The 23,044-nt window shown below is 68.6% G+C and carries 16 protein-coding genes, 1 other RNA gene and 2 pseudogenes; 10 read left to right on the forward strand and 9 right to left on the reverse strand.

Annotation, left to right across the window (positions count from 1 at the left end; genetic code table 11):
* Positions 1 to 61 precede the first annotated feature (61 nt).
* Positions 62 to 1,249 carry a hypothetical protein gene (locus ACFWBB_RS17970; protein WP_385272762.1) on the reverse strand — a complete coding sequence of 396 codons (1,188 nt, stop codon included), beginning with the start codon at positions 1,247 to 1,249 and terminating at the stop codon, positions 62 to 64.
* A 1,186-nt stretch (positions 1,250 to 2,435) separates the two neighbouring features.
* Here ACFWBB_RS17970 and ACFWBB_RS17975 point away from each other — a divergent pair.
* The 3 genes from ACFWBB_RS17975 to ACFWBB_RS17985 all read left to right on the forward strand — a co-directional run bounded on the left by ACFWBB_RS17975 (position 2,436) and on the right by ACFWBB_RS17985 (position 5,786).
* Positions 2,436 to 3,311, forward strand: coding sequence for a Nif3-like dinuclear metal center hexameric protein (locus ACFWBB_RS17975; RefSeq protein WP_385272699.1), 876 nt, complete (start codon positions 2,436 to 2,438; stop codon positions 3,309 to 3,311).
* The gene (locus ACFWBB_RS17980) at positions 3,308 to 4,051 is read left to right on the forward strand and encodes a zinc ribbon domain-containing protein (protein ID WP_385272765.1); all 744 of its coding nucleotides are present in this window, start codon (positions 3,308 to 3,310) and stop codon (positions 4,049 to 4,051) included. The genes ACFWBB_RS17975 and ACFWBB_RS17980 overlap by 4 nt, the downstream gene beginning before the upstream one ends.
* Positions 4,052 to 4,142: 91 nt before the next feature.
* On the forward strand, positions 4,143 to 5,786 hold the full coding sequence (locus ACFWBB_RS17985; protein ID WP_385272702.1) for a bifunctional RNase H/acid phosphatase: 1,644 nt from the start codon (positions 4,143 to 4,145) through the stop codon (positions 5,784 to 5,786).
* Positions 5,787 to 5,793: 7 nt separating this feature from the next.
* Here the strand turns inward: ACFWBB_RS17985 and eda are convergent, their stop codons facing one another.
* Together eda and yaaA are read right to left on the reverse strand one after the other, a co-directional pair.
* The gene (gene eda, locus ACFWBB_RS17990; RefSeq protein ID WP_385272705.1) at positions 5,794 to 6,456 is read right to left on the reverse strand and encodes a bifunctional 4-hydroxy-2-oxoglutarate aldolase/2-dehydro-3-deoxy-phosphogluconate aldolase; all 663 of its coding nucleotides are present in this window, start codon (positions 6,454 to 6,456) and stop codon (positions 5,794 to 5,796) included.
* Positions 6,457 to 6,527: 71 nt separating this feature from the next.
* Positions 6,528 to 7,319, reverse strand: a complete 792-nt coding sequence (yaaA, locus tag ACFWBB_RS17995; RefSeq protein WP_385272708.1) for a peroxide stress protein YaaA — start codon at positions 7,317 to 7,319, stop codon at positions 6,528 to 6,530.
* A gap of 205 nt (positions 7,320 to 7,524) precedes the next feature.
* On the opposite strand from yaaA, the gene ACFWBB_RS18000 reads away from it, so the two are divergent.
* From ACFWBB_RS18000 to rnpB, 3 genes and pseudogenes are all read left to right on the forward strand, one after another.
* Positions 7,525 to 8,346, forward strand: a complete 822-nt coding sequence (locus tag ACFWBB_RS18000) for a helix-turn-helix domain-containing protein (protein ID WP_385272711.1) — start codon at positions 7,525 to 7,527, stop codon at positions 8,344 to 8,346.
* Positions 8,347 to 8,371: 25 nt separating this feature from the next.
* Positions 8,372 to 9,151: pseudogene (locus tag ACFWBB_RS18005) on the forward strand (DMT family transporter); the annotation flags it as partial.
* Positions 9,152 to 9,314: 163 nt separating this feature from the next.
* An RNA gene (gene rnpB / locus ACFWBB_RS18010) (RNase P RNA component class A) lies at positions 9,315 to 9,717 on the forward strand.
* Positions 9,718 to 9,750: 33 nt separating this feature from the next.
* Here rnpB and ACFWBB_RS18015 read toward each other — a convergent pair.
* Positions 9,751 to 9,981: pseudogene (locus ACFWBB_RS18015) on the reverse strand (ATP-dependent helicase); the annotation flags it as partial.
* A 180-nt stretch (positions 9,982 to 10,161) separates the two neighbouring features.
* Between ACFWBB_RS18015 and ACFWBB_RS18020 the strand changes: the two are divergent.
* Entirely contained in the window at positions 10,162 to 10,422 is a 261-nt protein-coding gene (locus tag ACFWBB_RS18020; protein ID WP_385272768.1) for an HNH endonuclease, read from the forward strand.
* Positions 10,423 to 10,532: 110 nt separating this feature from the next.
* Here ACFWBB_RS18020 and ACFWBB_RS18025 read toward each other — a convergent pair whose 3' ends face one another.
* Positions 10,533 to 12,098, reverse strand: a complete 1,566-nt coding sequence (locus tag ACFWBB_RS18025; RefSeq protein ID WP_385272714.1) for an N-6 DNA methylase — start codon at positions 12,096 to 12,098, stop codon at positions 10,533 to 10,535.
* Entirely contained in the window at positions 12,095 to 13,183 is a 1,089-nt protein-coding gene (locus tag ACFWBB_RS18030; protein WP_385272717.1) for a restriction endonuclease subunit S, read from the reverse strand. Before ACFWBB_RS18030 ends, ACFWBB_RS18025 begins: the two co-directional genes overlap by 4 nt.
* Positions 13,184 to 13,884: 701 nt before the next feature.
* Here ACFWBB_RS18030 and ACFWBB_RS18035 point away from each other — a divergent pair.
* Positions 13,885 to 14,022: a hypothetical protein gene (locus ACFWBB_RS18035; RefSeq protein ID WP_385272720.1), complete on the forward strand. Its 138-nt coding sequence runs from the start codon at positions 13,885 to 13,887 to the stop codon at positions 14,020 to 14,022.
* Between the two features lie 45 nt (positions 14,023 to 14,067).
* On the opposite strand, the gene ACFWBB_RS18040 is transcribed toward ACFWBB_RS18035, so the two are convergent.
* From ACFWBB_RS18040 to ACFWBB_RS18050, 3 genes are all read right to left on the reverse strand, one after another.
* Positions 14,068 to 16,134, reverse strand: a complete 2,067-nt coding sequence (locus tag ACFWBB_RS18040; protein WP_385272723.1) for a DUF2075 domain-containing protein — start codon at positions 16,132 to 16,134, stop codon at positions 14,068 to 14,070.
* A gap of 267 nt (positions 16,135 to 16,401) precedes the next feature.
* On the reverse strand, positions 16,402 to 18,294 hold the full coding sequence (locus ACFWBB_RS18045) for a DNA/RNA helicase domain-containing protein (protein WP_385272726.1): 1,893 nt from the start codon (positions 18,292 to 18,294) through the stop codon (positions 16,402 to 16,404).
* Positions 18,295 to 19,159: 865 nt separating this feature from the next.
* A complete protein-coding gene (locus tag ACFWBB_RS18050; RefSeq protein WP_385272729.1) occupies positions 19,160 to 20,617 on the reverse strand; it encodes an amino acid permease in 1,458 nt (485 codons plus the stop codon).
* Between the two features lie 204 nt (positions 20,618 to 20,821).
* Here ACFWBB_RS18050 and ACFWBB_RS18055 point away from each other — a divergent pair, with 204 nt between their 5' ends.
* Positions 20,822 to 21,520, forward strand: coding sequence for a FadR/GntR family transcriptional regulator (locus ACFWBB_RS18055; protein ID WP_385272732.1), 699 nt, complete (start codon positions 20,822 to 20,824; stop codon positions 21,518 to 21,520).
* A 23-nt stretch (positions 21,521 to 21,543) separates the two neighbouring features.
* Positions 21,544 to 23,022, forward strand: coding sequence for an APC family permease (locus ACFWBB_RS18060; RefSeq protein ID WP_385272735.1), 1,479 nt, complete (start codon positions 21,544 to 21,546; stop codon positions 23,020 to 23,022).
* The last annotated feature ends 22 nt before the right edge of the window (positions 23,023 to 23,044 follow it).

Consider the following 23,044-nt stretch of genomic DNA (forward strand, 5'->3'; position numbering starts at 1 on the left):
CAGCCTGGCGATTTTATCCGGCACACCGAGGGAGTGATCCAGGCGGCCACGCCAACCGCAGCTACTTCGTTACAAGTCGGCCGAGTGGTGCCTGTTGGAGGGGCACCGGGCGGGGCGCGGCGGGTGCCGTCGTCGTCGGTCCTGCGGGCGGTGCGGCTGGGGACGACGGCGGGGTGGCGCTCGGTGTTGTCAGTGGCGCCACCCCGCACGGTTCCGCCTCCGTCGCGTACGGCAGACGCAGGACACCCTCCGGTGTCCACAGCCCACTGCCCGCCAACCACCCGTCAGGAGCGGTGAGTTGGTGCAGCTGCCGGTCGGCCGGCCGCCAGACGCCGACCCAGGTGCCGTAGCTGCCGTCGATACGGAGCGCGACCGCGCAGGCTTCCGGGAGGAGTGCCTGGCCCGGCTGGCTCGCGAAGGGGGTGAGAGTGAGGTCCGGCGGGCGCAGGGACTCCGGGAAGCGGACCGGCAGCATGCTGCCGAGGACTCCCCAGCCCAGGCGCGCCTCACCCGGTGAGGGCGCGTCCGAGCTGATGAGCAGCAGGCCGCTGTCGGGGTCGGCGAGCAGCAGCCGGTCGTCGCTGTCGGCGGCGATCTGCAACAGGGGGGACACCTCGCCGCCGCGCTCCAGGTCCACCACGACCGCCTTGGTGCGGCCGTCGACCTCACGGTCCAGCGCGAGCATGCGGCCCGTACGGTCCAGCCAGACGCCGCCCGAGCAGCGGCCGGGGATCTCGGCGAGGTGCTCGGGGCCGAAGGTGCCGCCCGCGACCAGCCACACCGCCGTCGAGTGGCGCCCGACGGCGAGGGCGTACGCGCGTTCTCCGCAGGGGGCCGGTGGGAGCAGGTGCAGCCGGGTGCCCTCGTCCGGGCACTCGACGGCGCCCAGCGTCAGCTCGCCCGTGCACGGGCCGGTCGGATACAGCAGCGAGAAGGCGTGCCGTCCGTCGGTCGGCCGCCGGATGAGGACCCGGCCGTCGGCCATCGGCTGCACCTCCGTGCCGGGCTCCTCCGGCTGGTTGCCGGGCAGCGGCACGGCGTACGGCTCCGGACCGTCCAGGGTCCACCGCTCGGGAAACCAGCAGTCACCGTCCCGGGCGAGGCGAGCGCCGTAGGCCCCACCGGCCGTGATCACGCAGCCGGCGCTGCCCCGGCGCTCCACGGCGTGGCCCGCCGTGACCGAGCGGTTCGATGTGGCTCCGTGGTCCGGCGTGACCGCGCGGTCCGAGGTGGCTCCCGGGTCCGGCATGGCCGAGTGGTTCGACGTGGCCCTCTGGTCCGGCGGAACCCCGTGGGCCGCTCGGATCGTGCGCTCCGCCGCGATCGCGCGGCCCGCGGTGATCAGGTGATATGCCGCGTTCCCGCGGTCTGTCGCGGTCCGGAAGTGCGCGGTGACCCCGAGGCCCGTCCCGATCGCGCGACTCCCCGTGATCGGGTGGTCCGCCGTGCAGCCACGGTCTGTCGTGATCGGAATGTACGCGGCGGCCCAGTGGTCCGCTGGGGTCGAGTGGTCTGGCGGGATCAGGTGATCCGCCGTGTTTCCGAGGTCTGGCGGGATCAGGTGATCCGCCGTGTTTCCGAGGTCTGGCGGGATCAGGTGATCCGCCGTGTTCTCGAGGTCTGCCGGCGTCAGATGATCCGAAGTGTCCCCGAAAGCCGCCGTGTTTCCGAGGTCCGAGATGTTCTCGAGGCCCGAGGGGTTCCCGAGGTCCGCCGTGCTTCCGAGGTCCGCCTTGTTCCCGAGGTCGGCCGAGTTCCCGAAGTTGGCCTTCCAGAGGTCCGTCGAGTTCCCGAAGTTCGCCGTGACTCCGTGGTCCGTCGCCTGGTGGTTCGCCACCGCCCGGTGGTCCGTCGTGACCGAGGGGTCCTCAAGGACCGGGTGGTCCTCCGTGGCTCCGTGGTCAGCTGTGATCGCGCGGCCCCCCGTGATCACGAAGTCCGCCGCATTCTCGCGGGCCTCAGGACCCTCGCAGTCCTCCGTGGCCACGCGGCCCTCCGTGGCGTCGCGGTCCGTCGGGATCGTGCGGTCCGTCGGGATCTCGAGGTCCGCCAGGATCTTGTGATCCGGCGTGATCGTGCGGTCCGCGTGGTCCACCGTGTGCTCCGCCGCGTGCGGCGTGGGCTCGGCGGCGCCGCCCTCGGGGTCCTCGGGGTCATCGAGGGCCTCGCCTTCCGCCGCGGTGGGCTCGATCGCACAGGCCGGCATCGTCATCGTTCCGTCACCTCCGGCGACGAAGCTAGTTTTCGTACGCACTGCCGTGGGACCGCCAGGCGGCCTTCTTCCCTCATAAGAGTGGCGCAGAAGCGATTCGCCTCGGGGTGGCGGGAGGCGTGTGCATCGACCACCCGTCGACTTCCGGGCGGCGGCCCCGCCGGCTCCGGCGGCAGTGACGGCACCGGTAGGTGCTCGTGAGACGGCCAGGTAGCCTTTCCCCGTGCCCCGTCTGTCTGAAGTCATCGCCGCGCTGGAGAACCTGTGGCCCGCCGAGCGGGCCGAGTCCTGGGACGCGGTCGGCACGGTCGTGGGCGACCCCGAGCAGGAGGTCTCCCGGGTACTGTTCGCCGTCGACCCCGTCCAGGAGATCGTCGAGGAAGCCGTACGGCTCGGCGCCGATCTGCTCGTCACTCATCATCCGCTGTATCTGCGCGGGACGACGACCGTCGCGGCCTCCACCTTCAAGGGCCGCGTCGTGCACACCCTCATCAAGAACGACATCGCCCTGCACGTCGCGCACACCAACGCCGACACCGCCGATCCGGGCGTGAGCGACGCCCTCGCCGGCGCGCTCGACCTGCGGGTCGTACGGCCTCTCGTGCCGGATCCGAGCGACCCCGAGGGGCGGCGCGGTCTCGGCCGCGTCTGCGAACTCGACCACCCGCTCACCGTCCGCGAGTTCGCCGCCCGCGCCGCCGGGCGGCTGCCCGCCACCGCGCAGGGCATCCGGGTGGCGGGGGACCCGGAGGCGCTCGTGCGGACCGTCGCCGTCAGCGGCGGCTCCGGCGACAGCCTCTTCGACCACGTCCGTGCGGCCGGCGTCGACGCTTTCCTCACCGCGGACCTGCGCCACCACCCGGCGTCGGAGTTCATCGCGGACCGCGCCCACGGCGCTCACCCACCTCTCGCGCTGCTCGACGCGGCGCACTGGGCCACCGAGTGGCCCTGGTGCGAGCTGGCCGCCGCCCAGCTCGACGAGATCTCCGACCGACGGGGATGGGGCCTGCGGGTCCACGTCTCCGGTACGGTCACCGACCCCTGGACGGCCCACGCGGCGTCCACCACCACCTCTAGCTCAATGGGAGCCCCCAACTGAACGCCGCGCCCGCCGACCAGATCCGACTCCTCGATGTCCAGTCCCTCGACGCCCGTCTTCAGCAGCTCGCGCACAAGCGGAGGTCCCTGCCCGAGTACGCCGAGATCGAATCGCTGAACAAGGACCTCACGCAGCTGCGCGACCTCCTCGTCGCGGCGCAGACCGAGGAGAGCGACACCGCCCGCGAGCAGACCAAGGCCGAGCAGGACGTCGACCAGGTCCGTCAGCGTGCCGCCCGCGACCAGCAGCGCCTCGACTCCGGGGCCGTCACCTCCTCGAAGGACCTGGAGAACCTCCAGCGGGAGATCGTCTCCCTCGCCAAGCGCCAGGGCGACCTCGAGGACATCGTCCTGGAGGTCATGGAGCGCCGCGAGAGCGCGCAGGAGCGGGCCGCCGAGCTGACCGAGCGGGTCGGCTCCGTCCAGGGCAAGATCGACGACGCCCTCGCGCGCCGGGACGCGGCCCTGGAGGAGTTCGACGGCGAGACCGCCACCGTCACCAAGGAGCGCGAGGTCATCGCCGCCACCGTGCCCGCCGATCTGCTCAAGCTCTACGAGAAGCTGCGCGAGCAGCAGGGCGGCGTCGGCGCGGCCAAGCTCTACCAGCGCACCTGCCAGGGCTGCCGCCAGGAGCTCGCCATCACCGAGCTGGCCGAGATCCGCAAGGCGCCGTCCGACACGGTCGTACGGTGCGAGAACTGCCGTCGCATCCTCGTGCGCACGTCCGAGTCCGGTCTGTAGTCGGTATGCAGCCGGTCAGAGGCAGTAACCGGTCAGAGGCGGTATCCGGTCAGAGGGAGTAACCGGTCAGAGGTAGTAAGGGGCGTACGTCGTGCGGGAGTTCATCGTCGAGGCCGACGGCGGGTCACGGGGCAACCCGGGGCCCGCGGGCTACGGCAGCGTGGTGATCGACGCGGCGACGGGGGAGACGCTCGTCGAACGCGCCGAGTACATCGGCGTCGCCACCAACAACGTCGCCGAGTACCGGGGGCTGGTGGCCGGCCTGCGCGCCGCCCGCGAACTCGACGCGTCGGCCACGGTGCGGGTACGCATGGACTCCAAGCTGGTCGTCGAGCAGATGTCGGGACGCTGGAAGATCAAGCACCCCGACATGAAGCCGCTGGCCGCCGAGGCTGCCCGGATTCTCCCGCCCGGGCAGGTCACCTACGAGTGGATGCCACGCGAGCGGAACAAGCACGCCGACCGCCTGGCGAACGAGGCGATGGACGCGGGCAAGCGGGGCGAGCAGTGGGACGCCGGGGCGTCGCGGGCCGAACTCGACGCCCGCGTCTCCGTGACCTCGACCGCTCCCGAACCCTCCGCACCGCCCGGCGACGCCACGGCGGGCGCGGCGAAGGCCCGCGAGGCCCTGACCCGGTCCCGCCTGCCGGGCAGCACGGCCGCCGCGAACCGGGGCAGCGGCGGTACGGCCGGGAAACCGGCTGCCGGCAGCGACGCTGCGAAGCCGACTGCCGGCAGCATCGCCGCGATCCCGGGGCTCGGCAACATCGCCGGTATCCCGGGCCTCGGTAGCACGGCCGGTATCCCGGGCCTCGGCAGCGGGGCTGTGGACCCGGGCGCCGGCAGCACGGCCGCCGAGTCCGGCAGCGGCGGATCGGATGCCGAGCCCGGCAGTGGTGGCACGGATGCCGCCCACGGAAGCAGCGGTACGGTCGGCGCGTCCGATCGCGGTGGTCAGGCGGGGGGGACGGCCCCGCGGGAGGAGCCGGAGCCGACGAAGGCCGGCGCCGACCTCCGGGCCGCCCGCACCGTCGCCGCTCCGGCCGCCACTTCGGCTGCCGCTCCGGCTGCCACCCCCTCCGTCGGCTGGGGGGCGGCGCCCGATCTCGGGGCGCCCGCCACCTTCGTACTGCTGCGGCACGGCGAGACGCCGCTCACGCCGCAGAAGCGGTTCTCCGGCAGTGGCGGTACCGATCCCTCGCTCTCGGACGTCGGCCGGGAGCAGGCCGAGCGGGTCGCCGCCGCATTCGCCCGGCGTGGAACCATCCAGCACATCCTCGCCTCCCCGCTCGCCCGCACCCGTGAGACCGCAGCTGCCGTCGCCGCGCGCCTGGGTCTGGAGGTCACCGTCGAGGACGGGCTGATCGAGACCGACTTCGGGGCGTGGGAGGGGCTGACCTTCGGCGAGGTCCGCGAGCGCCACCCCGACGATCTGAACGCCTGGCTGGCCGACCCGGAGGCCGAACCGACCGGCGGCGGCGAGAGCTTCGCGGCGACCGCCACCCGCATCGCGGCCACCCGGGACAGGCTGGTCGCGGCGTACGCGGGCCGCACGGTGCTGCTGGTCACCCATGTGACCCCGATCAAGACGTTCGTACGGCTCGCCCTGGGCGCCCCGCCCGAGTCGCTGTTCCGCATGGAACTGTCGGCGGCCTCGGTGTCGGCGGTGGCCTACTACGCGGACGGCAACGCCAGCGTCCGCCTGCTCAACGACACGTCCCACCTGCGGCCCTGAGACCTGCTCAACGACACGTCCCACCCGCGGTCCTGAGATACGAGGCGGCACGCGCGAGCCCCTCGATCCGAGTCCAGTCCCGCGCCGCGACCGCGTCCGCCGGGACCATCCAACTCCCGCCCACGCAACCGACGTTGGGCAGGGACAGATAGTCCGGCGCGTTGTCCGGGCCGATTCCGCCGGTGGGGCAGAACCGGGCCTGGGGGAGCGGTCCGGCCAGTGACCTGAGGTAGGCCGTACCGCCCGCGGCCTGCGCCGGGAAGAACTTCATCTCCCGCACCCCCCGCTCCAGCAGCGCCACGACCTCCGACGTGGTCGACACCCCGGGCAGGAAGGGCATCCCGGACGCCCGCATCGCCGTCAGCAGGGCGTCCGTCCAGCCGGGGCTCACCAGGAACCGTGCCCCGGCCTCCGCGCACGCCGTCACCTGGGCCGGCGTGATCACCGTCCCGGCCCCGACGACCGCCTCCGGCACCGACCCGGAGATCTCCCGGATCGCGTCGAGCGCGGCCGGCGTCCGCAGGGTCACCTCGATCGCGGGCAGCCCGCCCGCCACCAGCGCCCGCGCCAGCGGTACGGCGTCGGCGGCGTCCTCCACGACCAGCACGGGCACGACCGGAGCCAGGTCCAGTATCGAGGCAGCCGAAGAGAAGGGCAGGGGCGAGGTCATGCGCCTCATCCTGCCCGCGGTGTGCAACACGCGCAAAGGGCGTTGCGCATGCTGCAATGGAGGGGTGGCGGTCAGTGCACCTCGTCCACGAGTACGTCCAGCGTCCAGGCCGTCGTCCCGGCCTTCGCCTTCGCCGGCGCCTTCTCCTCCACCACGTAGCCGAGGTCCCGCAGCGCCTCCACCAGCTCGGCGGGACCCGCGGGGGCGATCCCGGCCGTCAGCAGGTTCCGCACGATCCGCCCCTTGGTCGCCTTGTTGAAGTGGCTGACGACCTTCCGGGTCGGCGCGTGCAGCACCCGCACGCTCGCGGTCCGCCCCGCGACCTCGCCCGTCGGCTTCCACGCGGCCGTGTACGCGGCCGACCGCAGGTCCAGCACCAGCCCGTGTCCGGCCGCCTCGGGCAGCACGGACGCCATCGGCGTACGCCAGTACGTGCCCAGCGAACCGAGACCGGGCAGCTTCACGCCCATCGAGCAGCGGTACGACGGGATCCGGTCCGTCACCCGGACGGCACCCCAAAGACCCGAGAAGACGAGAAGCGACCGGGCGGCGCGCCTCTTCGCGGCCGCGTCGAGAGAGGCCAGGCCGAGGGCGTCGTACAGGACGCCCGTGTAGATCTCCCCGGCGGGACGGGCTGCCGCCGTGCGCAGCTCCGTGTTCTTCGCGATCTCGCCGCGCAGCCCCTCGCTCAGTCCCAGCACCTCGCGCGCCTTGTCCTCGTCGGCCGCGCACAGCTCGACCAGCTCGTCGAGGACGGCCTCGCGGGCGGCGCCGAGCCCCGGCAGGGAGAGGGTCTCCAGCTTGAGCGGGGTGCCACGGCCGAAGGACGCCTTGCCTTCGGAGGGAGGCAGCAGGACAAGCACGGTGAATCTCCTTCAATAGAGCTCTGCTGCGACAGCGTACGGCGTGCCGCGCGGCGCCCCTGCCGGGGTTCGCGGCCGCCCGTTGCCCCGCTCGACGCCTGCCCGGCGCCCACCGACGCCCTCCCGGCATGGAACCGGGACCTGGAGCGTTGCACCCGTAGAAGCACATGGGGGTCATGTGCGGGGGATCGCACGGGGGTGGCGAGTGAGTCGTGAACAGGCGTTGTGGACCAGAGCCCGACTGGGGCGTTGCGGCCCGCCACTGGACCTCCTCACCGCCCGCTTCGACCGGCATGTCTACGCCCCGCACGCCCACGAGGAGTTCACCGTGGGTGTCTGTGTGGGCGGCTCGGAGATCATCGACTACCGCGGTGGCCACATCCGTACAGGCCCCGGCTCCATCGTCGTCCTGGCCCCTGGCGAGACGCACACCGGCGGCCCGGGCAACGACACCGACGGCTACGCCTACCGCGCCCTGTACGCCGACCCCGGCCTCCTCACCGAGGGCACCCTCGGCGGCGTACCGCACTTCCGTGAGCCCCTCCTCGACGACCCCGAACTGGCCGTCGCGCTGTGCCGGGCGCACACGGAACTGGCCGCCTGCCCCGACCCCCTGGAGGCCGAGTCCCGCTTCCCGTGGCTGCTGACGGCCCTCGCCCGACGCCACTCCACGGCCCGGCCGGTCTGCGACACGGTTCCCGGCGCCGAGCACCTCACCCACGCGGTCCGCACCCGCCTCGCCGACGAGCTCCTCGCCCCGCCCTCGCTGGCCGACCTCGCGGCGGACCTGGGCCTGTCCCGCTACCAGCTCCTGCGCGCCTTCCGTACGACGACCGGCATGCCGCCGTACGCCTGGCTGGCCCAGTACCGGGTGGCCCGGGCCCGGGGCCTGCTGGAGTCCGGGCTGCGTCCCGCGGAGGTCGCCGGCCTGGTGGGCTTCGCGGACCAGGCCCACCTCACCCGCTGGTTCCGCCGCGTCCTGGGCGTTACCCCGGCGGCATACCGCAACAGCGTTCAAGACAGCTGACCGGGGCCGGGCCGACACTCCCCGTATGACTGCACGCGGCTGGTTCCTGTTCTCCCTGATGGGAGTGATCTGGGGCATCCCCTATCTGCTGATCAAGGTCGCGGTGGAGGATCTCTCCCCGTCCATGGTCGTCTTCACCCGATGTGCGCTGGGCGCGGCCCTCCTGCTTCCCTTCGCGCTACGGCAACGCGGCCTGACCCGGACGGTACGGGCGCACTGGAAGCCCATGCTGGCCTTCGCGGTCATCGAGATCATCGGACCCTGGTTCACGCTCACGGATGCCGAGAGGCACCTCTCCAGCTCCACCGCCGGCCTGCTGGTCGCGGGCGTCCCGATCGTCGGCGTGCTGGCGGCCCGCTTCCTCGGGGACACCGAGGTGCTGGGCGTGCGGCGGGTGGCCGGCCTGGCCGTGGGCCTCGCCGGGGTGGCGGTCCTGACCGTCCCGCACCTCACGGGAGGCGACGCGAAGTCCCTGGGCGAGGTGCTGCTGACGGTCGTCGGCTACGCGACGGCCCCGCTGATAGCGGCCCGCCGCCTCAAGGACGTCCCCACCCTCCACCTCATCGTCCCGTGCCTGACCCTGGCGGCGCTGGTCTACGCACCCGCGGCCGCCGCGACCTGGCCGTCGGAGATGCCCAGCGCCTCCGTCCTGGGGGCGCTGGCGGCCCTGGGGGTCGTCTGCACGGCCGTCGCCTTCGTGGCGTTCCTGGAGCTGATCAAGGAGATCGGCCCGACCCGCTCGACGGTCATCACCTACGTCAACCCGGCGGTCGCGGTGGCCGCGGGAGCCCTGTTCCTGGACGAGCGCCTGACGGCCGGCATCCTGGCGGCCTTCGCGCTGATCCTGGCGGGCTCGGTCCTTGCGACCGCCTCGGGCCCGAAGCGCGACGTGGCCCCGGACCCGAAGCGCAACGTGGCCTCGGGCCCGAAGCGCGGCGTCCGCCCGGTACCATGGTCGACACGGCAGACGAGCCGGGCGGACGGCCGCGTGGAGTCCCTTACGGGGCTTCCCGAGGAACGTCCGGGCTCCACAGGGCAAGGTGGTGGCTAACGGCCACCCGGGGTGACCCGCGGGACAGTGCCACAGAAAACAGACCGCCCGGCGCCTCGGTGCCGGGTAAGGGTGAAACGGTGGTGTAAGAGACCACCAGTGCCCAGGGTGACCTGGGCAGCTAGGTAAACCCCACCTGGAGCAAGGTCAAAAGGAGCGCTGTAACAGGTGCTCTGCGCGGACGTTCGAGGGCTGCTCGCCCGAGTCCGCGGGTAGACCGCACGAGGCCGGCGGCAACGCCGGTCCTAGATGGATGGCCGTCACCGAGGACGTCGCGAGACCCCTCGGCACAAAACCCGGCGTACAGCCCGACTCGTCTGCCGCTGGGATTCTGGCGTGCGAGTTGACCGTATGCCGGTTCCCAGCACCTCTTCGAAGAGGGCCTTCTTCTGGCGTGCAGCACGAGCTGACCAGTCGATGTACGTGACCTGCCAGCTGCGTCCCGCGAGCAACAGCCGCCGGGGACCGACGACCTTGTCGGTGAGCAGTGCGGGATCCGTGGTGCCGATCTCCGTCCGCCCCGACAGCACGGTGAACTCCGGGGCGGCGGTGAACCCCGCGGTCAGGTCCATGAAGTGCCGGTAGGAGAGGAGACCGAGGAGCGAGACGCGGATGAGAACACCAGGCCCGGAACGCGTCGGCAGGTGAATTCATCACGCCCCGATCGTGACGCCCACCTCGTCGCTGAGATCAAGCTGCTTTACCAGCACCGGTGTCAGGTATGCGGCGTGCAGCTGGAGACACGCTTCGGCCATTACAGCGAGGTGGCGCACATTCAAGGGATCGGAAAGCCTCACGAAGGACCGGACAAACTGTCCAACTTGTTGTGCCTCTGCCCCAACCACCATGTCCAGTTCGACAGGCTCTTCCTCTTCATCGACGAGGACTGGAACGTGCGGCGAAGCAGTGACAGAGAGCTGATCAGGACTCTGACGCGCCATCCCGAGCACGTTATCGACGAAGAGTGCGTCGAGTACCACAGAGGGCTGTGTGGCCGTAGTCGCTACAGCCTCGGCTCGGGCTGATTCTCCAGGCCGGAGCGATGGACGCGGCGAGGCTGCGAAGCCCCGAGATGTCCGCTCGCTCCGTCTGTACCGTGCGAACGACTGCTCCCAACTATCCGGCGTCAGCGAATTCACGGCTTAGGATGGGCTATTGTCCGCTTGTCCGCTTGAGGCCAGGGCTCACCACCCAGTTCCTCGGCGATGGAAGCAAACTGGTTCAGAGCGGATTCCAGGTTCTCGACGATCTCTCGAGCGATCACTTCAGGAGGCGGCGCGCTGTGAGTGTCATCAAACGTTGGGTCTCCCGCCCAGGAGATGTCCATGTTGAGATGGTTGCGGGCGACCAGTTCCTCGTACGGGAAACACCGGAAACGCTCTGTCTCGACCCTGTCCGCGTGAGGTCTTCCCGGTAGGTACGATTCGATGAAATCGATCAGATCGACTTGTTGCAGTGGCTTCCGCTTGAGTGAGAACTGCATGTCAGTTCGCAAGTCGTAGACCCAGAGTTTTGAGGTGTTGGACTTTCCTTCGACGCGAGGTCGTTTGTCGAAGAATAGGACGTTCGCCTTGATGCCGCTGGCGTAGAAGGTTCCGGTAGGGAGTCGCAGGATGGTGTGCAGGTCGAAATCATCGAGCAGGCGGCGTCGCAAGGTCGAGCAATTTCCACTCTCGAACAGGACGTTGTCGGGGACGATGACAGCTGCGCGCCCATTCATCTCCATCAAAGACATGACGTGCTGGAGGAAATTGATCTGTTTGTTCGTGGTGGTGATCGGGAAATCGTTGCGTGGGTAATGAAAGTCCTCCTTCTCCATGCCGTTTCTGTCGACGGCCGGGATCGCGGATCTGATCCCGAATGGCGGGTGAGCGAGGACTAGGGAAGCGTGCCGAGTCGGCTGCCTGATGAGAGCGTCCCCGGTCTCGACGAGTGACTGCCCAGTGGTGGTCCCCAGGCCGTGCAGCAGCATATTCATCAATGCCAGGCGCACTGTGCTCGGGACCAGTTCCTGCCCCCAGATACTGCCTGAGGAAAGAGCTTGAAGCTCCTCTGAGGAAAGTTCCTGCAAGTGATGCTCGAGAATGTAGCGGTGCGCGGCGATCAGGAAACCTCCGGTACCACAAGCAGGGTCGGTGATGGTATCAGTCGGACCCGGCTGCATCACATCTAGAATCGCCTTGACGAGCGGACGTGGAGTGAAATATTGACCCGCCCCGGTCTTGGTGTCCTCCGCGCTCCTGGCAAGCAGGTCCTCGAACGCGTCACGCATGAGATCGAGGGTCCGCTCATTCCATTCCAGCGGATCGATCAGATCGACGATCAACTTTCGGAGGAGTTCGTCACTAGGGACGCGATGCTGACTCCCTGAGAAAATACCGCCAACGGTAGTGGCGGGGTCCTTCTTGGCGAGTTCGGCGAGGACGGCACGGTAGTGATCTCCGAGGTCCGAACCCGTCTTTTTCACCAGAGATTTCCAGTCATATCCAGCCGGCACGATCGCGGCGCTCTCATTCACCCCCTTGGCAGGCCAGTCAGCGATCTCGTCAGCTATCTTGAGGAAATTGAGATACGTGAGCTGTTCCACGAACTCGGCGGTGGATAAGCCGCTGTCACGGAGAGCGTTGCAATATTCCCAGAGCCGGGCAGTCAACGGGTCTGTCTTCTTTTTGTTTGCTTGGGTGGGGAAGGTGTGTGTCAAAGCTCTAACTCCAGCTGAATGGCGGTTTGGGTAAGGGGTGACGGTGATGAAGAATCCGGCCTCTGGGGACGTCGGCGCGTAGGTCGATTTTTGCGGCCTCGGGCTTCCCGCTCGGCCCGGATGCGAGTGAGGTGGGCGCCGGCGGGCTCGTCGGCGGGATCCTGGCGGACGAGTTGGCCCTCGACGGCGCGACTCAGCAGGGACTGCCTGAGATGCTCCGACTCGAGCCCGAGTGGCTGAAGTTGCTCCGCCAGATGATCAATGCGCTCGACGTCAGTTCTGAGCGCTTCGCCGATTCTTGCTTGTTCCTCGCGGGACGGGATGGGGATTCTTACACGCATCAGATTCTGCTGAGTGATATTGCGCATGGACGCCAGGGTGCCAGTGGCCTGACGTGAGATCTGTCTGCGGACATAGGGTGATGAAAGAATCTGGATGAGCCATGTCTTCTCTATCCCATCCTTCGGGATGAGGCGAAGGCTCTTGTCGCTGAGCAGTAGTCGCGGACGGCAGTCACCTACAAGGACCGCAGCACCTACGTGGACGGCCGTGTTCGCCCGGCTGACCAATATGTCATTCGGCTTGATCTCGTTCCGCGGGTCTATGTTCGTGTCGGCCTCGACGGCCTTGTTTTCGGCATGGTCGAAAATCCCCCGTGTCATGGCACTGGTTTTGATTATGCCCCACTCATTTTCCTCGGCGGGCCGAGGTTCGCAGCGAAGGGATCTCCCCGTCTCGATCCGTGCAATAACGTCGCCAAGATCTCCCCAGCTCCAATGGCTGGGGGTGCGGGTGAACGGGGCGCGTCCCGAAATCGCGGTATTTTGGACCGCTGAGCGGAGCTTCGGTATGAGTGAGATGCTTCGCTGGAGACTGTGCTGTCCGGTATCGAGGCGGATGAGATGAGTTTCCAGCGCTTCGACGATGCGGCGCTGTTCCCCTATGGGCGGCAAGGGGATTCGGATATCTGCCAAGGTGTCATGGCTGATCGTGTAGGGATGGCGTGCGGAGTCACGCGCGGCCTTCTCTATTTGGAAACGTACGAGTGGGGAGTCCCAGATGTTCGCCAAATATTCGGGAGTCATGACCTCTGGATGTGGTCTGACGCGAATCATGGAACTGGGAAAGGCTACGGGAGACGGCACATGCCGCGCGAGGGCTCCCCGTCCAACCAGCTTAAGAGATCCGTTCCCGCGACCCACGAGAAAGTCTCCATCGGAGACAAGGAATGGGGTGGCTTGCTCCATCGTCCACGATCCATTCCTCTGCTCGGAGAAATCCACTCCTCCTCTTTTGATTGCCGTAAGGCGCAGAAACGGAAAACCATCGGCGGTGGTACTTGCGGAGCGGCCGTTGAAGAGTGGTTCACCCAGAACGTCCGCTAAACAGACCCACACCCAGCCTGCTGGAATATCCCTTTCGCCCACGTCGATTCTCCATTCGGTTTCTGTGATACAGCTCGTCCGCGACGCCACCTGCAGGCAGGGAGCGCGGATGGCGAACAGGCGTGCCGGCTCTACCAGGTCCCCCGGACGACTGCGACCGTGTACGGAGACGCCCCGATCGCGCCGCCGGGCACAAGTCTCAGCGAAATTACCGGAGTTCGGCTACCGTTGCTTCGCGCCGTGTCTCTTCTTCGGAAGGTGCGGTCGGAACTGCACAGGCTCGGCAGTGGAGCGCATCCCTTGTGGACGCCACTTCGGTGGTGTGGACCGCCCGGTAGGGCAGGACCCGTTCTACCGCCTTGGCGGGGGGCTACCTCGCGGCTTTGCAGAAGGGCTGTTGCATGAGCATCGCCTCCGACAAGAACGCACAGACGCAGCGCGCGTGGCACCGCGAGCTCGCGCTCCGTATCGCCGCCGGCCTCGTGGCCAAGGCGCTGTGGAGCGTTGCGCAGACGGCGGCACGGGTCTGCGGTTTGTAGCCGCAGGGTGGTGGGGTCCTCGGACCCCACCACTGAACCCGACTTTCAGCTCAGAGATTCGAAGCTCAGCTGCTGATCCTGCGGGCCGGTCTTCGCTCGCTTCTTTCTCCTGCGCCTGTGCTTCGGCACCGGCGGAAGCCGGACGCCGCGTGCTTCAGGCGGCAGGCTGTTCCATGTGGGGCGCAGGCCGTCGTCCTCGACAGGGCCGACCATTTTCTTCAGGTACGCCTGAGTCTCGGCGTCCGTCGAGTACAGCACCGTCGCGCGGCTGGCCCGGGTCATCAACACGTGATACGCGTTGCGTACGCATTCGTCGAACCGCTCGTTGTTCTTGGACCGGATGCTCTCGTCCGCCGAACCCGGCGTCCGTACCAGCCATACCCCGCGTTCCTTGTCGCGGGTCAATGCCGCGCGCCGGTACTCCCAGTGGTCCTCGCGCCAGACCATGTCGTCACCGATGATCACGCCGCACCAGTCCCACTCCAGCCCCTGCGCGCTGTACACGCACCCGATCTGGCCGACGCCCTCGCGTCGTACTCCCCAGAGCTTGGCGGGCGGTGCGTCGTTCGCCCCGGGGCTGTCTCCCTTGACGTTCCACGGGCGATGCCAGTCCCCGATGCGCACGTCCGACTCCAGCGTCCCGTCCTTCCGCAGCGGCGTCCACGGCCAGCAGAAGCCCGCGACCATACGCGCACTCGCCCCTGCCTCGTTCTCCTCCAGGATGATCCGCTCCAGTTCCTCCGGGCTGTCCGCCACCTCGACGTGCATGAGGCCGTCGGGAATCCAGCTGTCCGGGTCGCGGTCGGAGATGCCGAGAAGATCGTGGACCCAGTCGCGATAGCGGTCGCTGCCTCCGCAGCGGAACTGCTTGTGGAGCTCGTACATCCTGGGCGTGGTGTGACGATTCTCCGCGGCGCGCCGGATCAGGTCCGCCGTCCCCACCTCGTTGGGACGTACGACTTGGCTTCCGTCCAGCAGGAAGACGGTCACTCGGGCGGCGTCGAGGAGATCATCCACCTGGGGTTGCTTCCCCCACTGTTCCTCCGGCAGATAGCGGGATGTCGAGCGTGCGCGCAGGCGGTGCGCTTCGTCGCAGATGAGCAGATCCAACGGCGGCTGAGGTGGGGTGATGAAGCTGCTGAAGAAGGCGAACCTGTCCTGGAACTCTCCGTCGCCGTAGCCGACGTGCTTCTTCATCGCAGCGTCGAACGCACGGGAGCCGCTGGCGTACTTGACGTTTCCTCCTGCGGCCGAGAAGCGCTGCAGCAGTTCCAGGCCGATCGCGCTCTTGCCGCTCCCGGCCCCTCCCTCCACGATGAAGACGGCACGTTCTTCGTCCGCTGGAAGACGCTCGACGGCCAGATGGATGTCTCGGAAGACTCGACGCTGCTCACCTCGCAGGGTGAACACGGTGTCTTCGCCTCGCGACGACATCATCGCGGTGAGCAGTGGTGTGGTCCGGATGGCCATCTGCTGCAGAACCCTTTCCGCCGCAGAGGCACTTCCGTTCTCCGCGAAGCGTTCTCGCAGCTCGTCTAGGAGATTGGCGCGTGTGTCGGCCGTGATGGTCAACGCGTGCGGTCCCGTGGAGGTGCGGGCGGAGAACAAGGGGGCCACATCGGAATCGTGGGCGTTGTGCAGGTAGGAGAGGCCTGCGTACTCGATCTGCATGCCCTTGAGCGGGCCCTCGTCACCGGTGAAGAAGTCATAGGTGGCTTGGAGCTGGTCGCTGGGGTGTGGCTTGGGGTTCGCATAGCCGGGCACGTCGACTCTTTCGGGTCTCTTGGCGCTGTGCGAGACCGAACTCCACCGTTTGAGTTCCACAAGCAGGACCGATTCCCGATCCGTTTCCGGGTGCCGTCCCACCAGCACGACATCCACCGGTGCGTCAGCACCCTCGGGCTCGCATTCCACGAGCATCCGTACATCGCCACGGCCCGCACTCACCAGGTCGGTGGCGAGTTGTATGAGGCTTTCCTTCCAGGCCGCTTTCTCCCCGTCGCTGACTTCCTTCTTTTTGAAGGACAGCCAGCGTGCGGCCAGATGGGACAGCAGCAGGCGCCGTTGATCAAGTCTGAGAAGGTCCACCGCAGGAAGCTGCAGCAGGAGCACGAGGACATCCCCCTAGGCACGAAGAACTCGTGCGGGTGGGGGCATGTCCTGAGGGAAGCCCGTCGGGCCGCATCCGACAGCTGATCACTCTACGGTCACATCGCTGAGCGGCGCTCGTACTCCGGCGGCCGGGCGGGGTGGCCAAGCGCCCCCTCCGTCAGAGTTCAAGCAATCGTCACGGCGGCCCGACGGCTTCCCCTCCGCTCCGACGGAGTTCCGTCCTCTGGGAACGTGTGGGCAGGATGACCGCGTTTCGCACATGCGGCACTACACAAGTGCCGGCACCTCGGCCCGAGATGCCGGATGAATGAGCGACCGCAGCTTCTCGCGGGTCTCCGCGTCCGTCGAGTAGAGGATCGTCCCGACCATTCCCCGCGTCAGCAGCACCTTGTACGTGTTGCGGATGAGCCGGTCGACGTCGTCGTCCGGCGTGGCCTTGGTGAAAGACGGGTCCTTCGAGGCCGAGCGGTCCACGACCCAGCGGTCCGTCCGCCAGACCAGGTCCGGACCGATGATCACGCCCGACCAGTCGTACTCGAAACCTTGCGCCGTGTAGACGCAGCCGACCTGGCCGAAGCCGGCCGGGTCGGTGGCCCAGAGGGGTGCGGGCGGGGCGCCGAGCACGGATCGGTCGCCGTACACGTTCCAGGGGCGGGACCATTGGCCGATGACGACGTCTGTGGGGAGTGTCGCCATGTCAGGGGTGATATTGGCAGTCCATTTCCAGCAGTAGCCGGCCGACATACGGGCGTCGTAGCCCTCCTCCCGGCGCGCCACGAGGAAGTCCTCCATCTCCTGAGAGGACTCGGCGGTCAGTAGTTGCAGCTTGCCGTCGGGCTCCCACTGGCTGGGCGTGTCGCCGTCAAGGCCGAGCAGGTCGATGACCCACTTCTCGTACGCGTCGCTGCCCCCGCACCGGAACTGGCCGTCCAGTTCCACCACCGTGCAGTCCAGGCCCTGCGCGGCGGCGGCCCGTTCGATCTCCTGCCTGGTCCCCATCTCGCCCGGCCGCACCACCTGGTGCTGGTCGAGCAGGAAGACGGGGACCCGGGCCGCGTCGATCAGTTCGGCCACCTGGGGTCGTCCGGTACGCAGCGCCGCCTTGGTGTAGCGGTTGGCGGAGGTCTTCCGTAGCCTGTGGGCCTCGTCGCAGATCAGCACGTCGAGGTCGTTGGGCTCGGCGTCCATGAAGCTGTTGAAGTACTTGAACAGCTGCTGCACTTCACGCTTCTTGTGCCCCGCGACCTTGCGCATCGTCTTGGTGAACGACTGCGACCCGGTCGCGTGCAGCGCGGGTACTCCGCGGCGGTACAGCTCGCCCAGGACCGACAGCGCGATCACGCTCTTGCCGGATCCAGGACCGCCCGTCACCACGATCACCCGCTTGTGGTTGCCGCGCTTGGCCTTGCGGACGGCGGACATCACCTTCTCGTACGCGACCCGCTGCTCGGCGATGAGTACGAACTGCTCACGGTCGCGGATCTCGGCTGCCGCGACAGACATCAGCTGCTTTGACGGCCGTACCTTGGCGTCGAGCAGTACGTCGGCCAGCTGCGCGCCGGGCTTCGAGGCGAGTCGTGAGCGCAGGAAGTCCAGGAAGGCGCCGCGTTGTTCCCCGGTGTACAGCCGACCGTACTGGTTCTCCTCGACTTCCCTCAGCCCCGCGATCTGGAACTCGGTCGCGTTGTGCAGAAATGCCACTCCGGCCAGCGAGTTGGGCACTCGCTCCAATGCCCCGTTGAATGACAGCAGATACTCGCAGTAGCCCCGCACCTGCTCAATCGGATTGAGTACGGGCTGCGCGTACGCGTCGATGCGGCACAGCAGCGGCTCGTCCTCCTCCGGATAGGCGGTGCTCCACTGCTTGAGTTCCACGACGACGTAGGACGGCTCCCCTGTGGTCGGGTGCACACCGGCGAGTACGGCGTCCGCTCGCTTGCTGGTGAGGGGCAGGCTGTACTCGAGGAGGACCTCCACGTCGTCGAGCCCGGCCTCGATCAACGCGTTGATGAGCGCCGGGAGACTGCGTTCCCAGGAACGTATCTCCGCCGGTCCCGGCCTCCGGCCGTGCTGGTGACGGAAGTTCTCGGTCAGATGCAGCGCCAGCGACCCTTCGAGGAGGCGGGCGGCCACGGACGCCGCGGACTCACGGAACAGCAAGAAAATGCCCCCAGGCAACACGAAAAAGACTCGTGCGGGTGGGGGCATGTCCTTCGATGTCCGCCGTGCAGACGGATCAGGAAGCCCGTCGGGCCGCTGAGATGGTGCTCGCCATCCTAGGCGAACGTGTCGACCACGTGGAGGGGACGGGGGAGGGTTCGGGCAGGTGGAGCGGTGGAGCAGGGAGTGCTGCATCGCGGGCGCGTGGTAGGGAGACACGGCCACCGGGCGGCCACATTCCGTCGGCGGACGTCCTCGGATCGTGCGGGGCTGATAGACAACAGAGGCGAACGGCCTCTGCTACACCTCACGCCGTCCGACAGACCAACCCCGAGCAACCAGAACCAGGATACGAGACATGCTGCTGGCCGAGCAGGCACTCGCCGAGCTTAGGCTGCGCGGACAGCAGGTGCGGGCCGCCGTCACCGTGTTCGCCGATGATGCCCGCCGCCGTTCCGCAGTCGGTCTCGGGGCCGTCGACAGCCGGGCGCTGCTCACCGTCCTGCGCGACCTTCCGGTGGACCTCCCCGTACCGCTGTCCTCGCTTGCCGGCCGTCCGCAGAGGGCGGGTCGACCCGGCCCCGGGGCCGTGCATCTGCTGCGACGGGCGCAGTGCGGCGAAAGCTCAGTGCAGTGGCGGTCGTCCAGCTCGGGTCTTGTGACCACGGGTGTTCGGCGTCGCAGCATGGCACTCGGGGGAGGGGAGCGGGGCTCGGCTGACGGATGGTGGGCGGAACGGCGGCGCGAGGCGCGCGCCGAAACCGGGAACGCGCAAGGGTTGCCCGTACACGCTGTGCGGTTGACAGCGGACTACGGCAGATTCTTGGAGGTTCCCGGTTTCGGAACTCTTAGCAGCACACCGGGGTCAGGACAGAGGAGCGGTGTCCTGCGCCGCCTTCCTGCCCGACAGCCGCCCCCGAATCACCGCGAAGGCCACCACGGCGGCCGCCACCAAGGTGGACAGAACCACCTGGTCGCGGCCGCCGCCGTCGGCCGTGTCGGTCAGCATGTAGCCGAGGACGAAGGTGATGAGGGCGATGGTTGCCCAGGTCAGGTAGGGGTAGAGCCACATCCGGACGACCAGCTTCTCCGGCGACTCCCGCTCGATGATCTTGCGCATCCGCAGCTGGGAGAAGCAGATCACCAGCCAGACGAACAGGGCGATCGCGCCGGAGGAGTTGAGCAGGAACTGGAAGACGGTGTCCGGCCAGAGGTAGTTGAAGGCGACGGCGACGAAGCCGAAGACCACTGAGGCGAGGATGGCCGCGCGTGGTACGCCCCGGCCCGTGGTCTGTCCGAAGGCGGCCGGGGCGTCGCTGCGGCGGCCGAGCGAGAAGGCCATGCGCGAGGCGGTGTACAGGCCCGAGTTGAGGCAGGACAGCACCGAGGTCAGCACGATGGTGTTCATGATCTGCGCGGCGTGCGGGATGCCGATGGAGCTCAGGGCGGCGACGTAGGAGCCGTCCTTGAGGATCGCCGGGTCGTTCCAGCGCAGCAGCGACACCACGACCAGGATCGAGCCCAGGTAGAACACGGCGATCCGCCAGATCACGCTGTTGGTGGCCTTGGTGACGGCGGCCCGCGGGTCGGCGGTCTCGCCCGCCGCCAGGGTGACGATCTCGCTGCCCATGAAGGAGAAGACGACCATCAGGACGCCGGTGAGGATCGCGCCCGGCCCGTTCGGCAGGAAGCCGCCGTGCGCGGTGAGGTTGGAGAAGCCGCTCGCCGGGTGGTCGGAGCCGGGCAGCAGCCCGAACAGCGCGAGGCCGCCGAGCACGATGAACGCGGCGATGGCGACGACCTTGATGCCGGCGAACCAGAACTCGAACTCACCGTAGGAGCTGACCGAGACCAGGTTGGTGGCGGTGAGGACGATCATGACGATCAGGGCCCAGCCCCACTGGGGCACCGCGGGGATCCAGCCGGCCAGGATCTTGGCCCCGGCGGTCGCCTCGACGGCGAGCACCACGACCCAGAAGAACCAGTACAGCCAGCCGATGGTGAAGCCGGCCCAGCGGCCCAGCGCGCGGTCCGCGTAGGCCGAGAACGAACCGGAGGTGGGGTTGGCCGCGGCCATCTCGCCGAGCATGCGCATCACGAGGACGACGAGGACGCCGACGAGCGCGTACGAGACGAGGATGCCGGGACCGGCGGCGGCGATGCCGGAGCCGGAGCCGACGAACAGGCCGGCGCCGATGACACCGCCGATCGCGATCATCGACAGGTGGCGGCTCTTCAGTCCGGCCTGCAGGCCGCCGGAGTCGCCGGAGTCGCCAGAGCCGCCGGACTCGGCGGGAGGGGTTTTGGGGACGGTTGTGGTCATCTCGACATCCATGGAGGGAGTGCGGACGGACAGGGAGTACGGACCAGGGGGGCGTCTGGAAATTAGTTCAGTACGATCCAAAAGAACAAGACTTGTTTAACTGTTCACCTTGCTCTATTTTTCGTGCAGCGCGGAACCCCCTCTTCCGGGAGCCCTCTGTGGACCACACCGTGACCCCGCTCGCCAGGCCGTTAAGGTGGCGCCGTGGTGAATGCACCGGGCAAGTTCGGCCCCTACAGCGGCTGGGACACGCGCGTCCTGGCCGGCCGGGGTCCCACGGGAGCGGAGCTCGTCCGGTCCCGGATCGCCCTGCGGGTGCGTCTGCGGTCCGTGTCGCCAGGCGACCGGCTGCCGGACGCGGGAGTCCTCGCCGAGGAGCTCGGGATCAGTGAGATCACCGTGCGCCGCTCGCTGGAGGCCATGTGCCAGGACGGCCTGCTCGACCGCCGTCGCGGCCGGGCGGGCGGGACCTTCGTCGCGGCGGACTGGGGCCCGGTCGTCGCCGTGATGTACGACGCCGACGAGGCGGACGCACTGGAGTCCTTCCATCTGCTGCTCGAGTGCGGGCTCGTGGCGCACACCGCGGGCGAGCTGCCGGAGGGCCGGCTCGACGGGCTGCGGGCGCTGGTCGAGGAGATGGACCTGGCGGACGACCCGGCACGGCTGCTCGAGCTGGAGACCCGCTTCCACCTCGACCTCGCGGAGACGCTCGGCGGCGCCGGGATCAGGGAGTTCGCCGCCGACCTGCTCGGCAGGGAGTGCCTGCTGCGGCCCGCGCCGGACCCCGCGGTCGTACAGGCCCGCAACCGCTGCCACGCCGACCTGCTCGACGAACTCGGCCGGGGCGCGATGGACCTGGCGGTACGCGCGGTGAAGGCACACCGGCACGCCGAACCGAACTGACCTCTCAGAAGGGAGTTGTCGCCATGGTTGAGCCCGGACCTGCCGGACCTGCCGGACCGTCGTCGCCGTCGGGCCCCGCCGACGGCGCCCCCCAGCGGCTGCGCGGTGGCGTCCTCGGCATGGCGGACATCGCCGCCGCCACGATGGCCAACGTGGGCCCGGCCATGAGCTTCTTCTTCGGCTTCGCCTTCCTGGCCACCACCGCGGGCGTCGCGTCCCCGCTGACCATCGTGGCGGCGGGAGCGGCGGTCGCGCTGTTCGGCAACACGCTGGCCGAGTTCTCCCGGGCGCACCCCTCGGCGGGCAGCTTCACCACCTTCGTGGGCAAGACCTTCGGGCCGGTCAGCGCGGTGACCACAGCCCTGCTCGCCGGACTCGGCTACATCATCGCGATGGCCTCCGTCATCGCGATCTCGGGCGGGTTCATGCAGATCACCCTGCACCACTACACCGGTGTCGACATGCCGTGGATCGTCTGGACGCTGCTGCTGACCGGGCTGTCGGTGGTGCTGATGCTGCGCGGGATCGTGGTGTCCACCAAGTGGGCCGGCTACTTCTTCGGCGTGGAGATGCTCGTGCTGGTCGTGGTCTCGGTCGCGGCGATCGTCGAGCACCGTGGTGACCTCTCGGTCGCGCCGTTCCTGCCCTCCCATCTCACCCACGGCATCAAGGGTCTCGCGGCGGGCTTCCCGCTGGCGGTGTACCTGTTCATCGGCTGGGAGAACTCGGCGGCGCTGGCCGAGGAGACGGAGAACCCGCGGCGCAACGTCGGCCGCGCGGTGTTCTCCTCCGTGGCGATCATGACGGTGAGCTACATCCTCTTCTCCTACGCCACGGTGACCGGCTTCGGCTACGACGTGCGGCGGCTCGGCGACTCCCGGATCCCCTTCATCGACGTCGCCCAGCACACGCTGGGGGCACTGGCGGTCCTCGCCTACGTCGGGGGCCTGACCTCCACCCTCGGCGTGCTGATCGCGGGTATCAACTCCCAGGCGCGACTGGTGTTCAACGCCGGCCGCGAGGGGCTGCTCCCGTCCTTCTTCGGGTACGTCCATCCCACGCGCCGTACGCCGAACAACGCGATCGTCACCTTCACCGCCACCGCGCTGCTGATCATCGCGGGCTGGGGCCTGGGGCATCTGCTCGGGGACGGCGGTCCGATGAACCCTGTGGTCTTCTTCGCCGAGTCCTCGAGCCTGGGCGCCATCCTGATCCTGCTGGTCTATCTCGCGTCCAACATCGCGCTGCCGCTGTACTACCGCAGATACCGTCCCCAGGAGTTCCGGACCGTGCGGCATCTGGTGCTGCCAGGGGTCGGCGCCCTCGCCGTCCTGGTCCCGCTGTACTACCTGGCCAAGCCCGGACAGCCCGCCCCCTACAGCTGGTTCCCGTACGCGGCGCTGGCCACCCTCCTCGCGGCCGTCTGCTACGCGGCCCTCCTGGTCCGGCGCGACCCAGGTCTGGCCGACCGGGTCGGGTCGGTCGTCGCCGACGCGGAGTGAGCGCGGCGGTGACGGCCACCGG

Origin of the sequence: Streptomyces sp. NPDC060000 (assembly GCF_042737375.1) — a bacterium.
GTDB lineage: Bacteria > Actinomycetota > Actinomycetes > Streptomycetales > Streptomycetaceae > Streptomyces.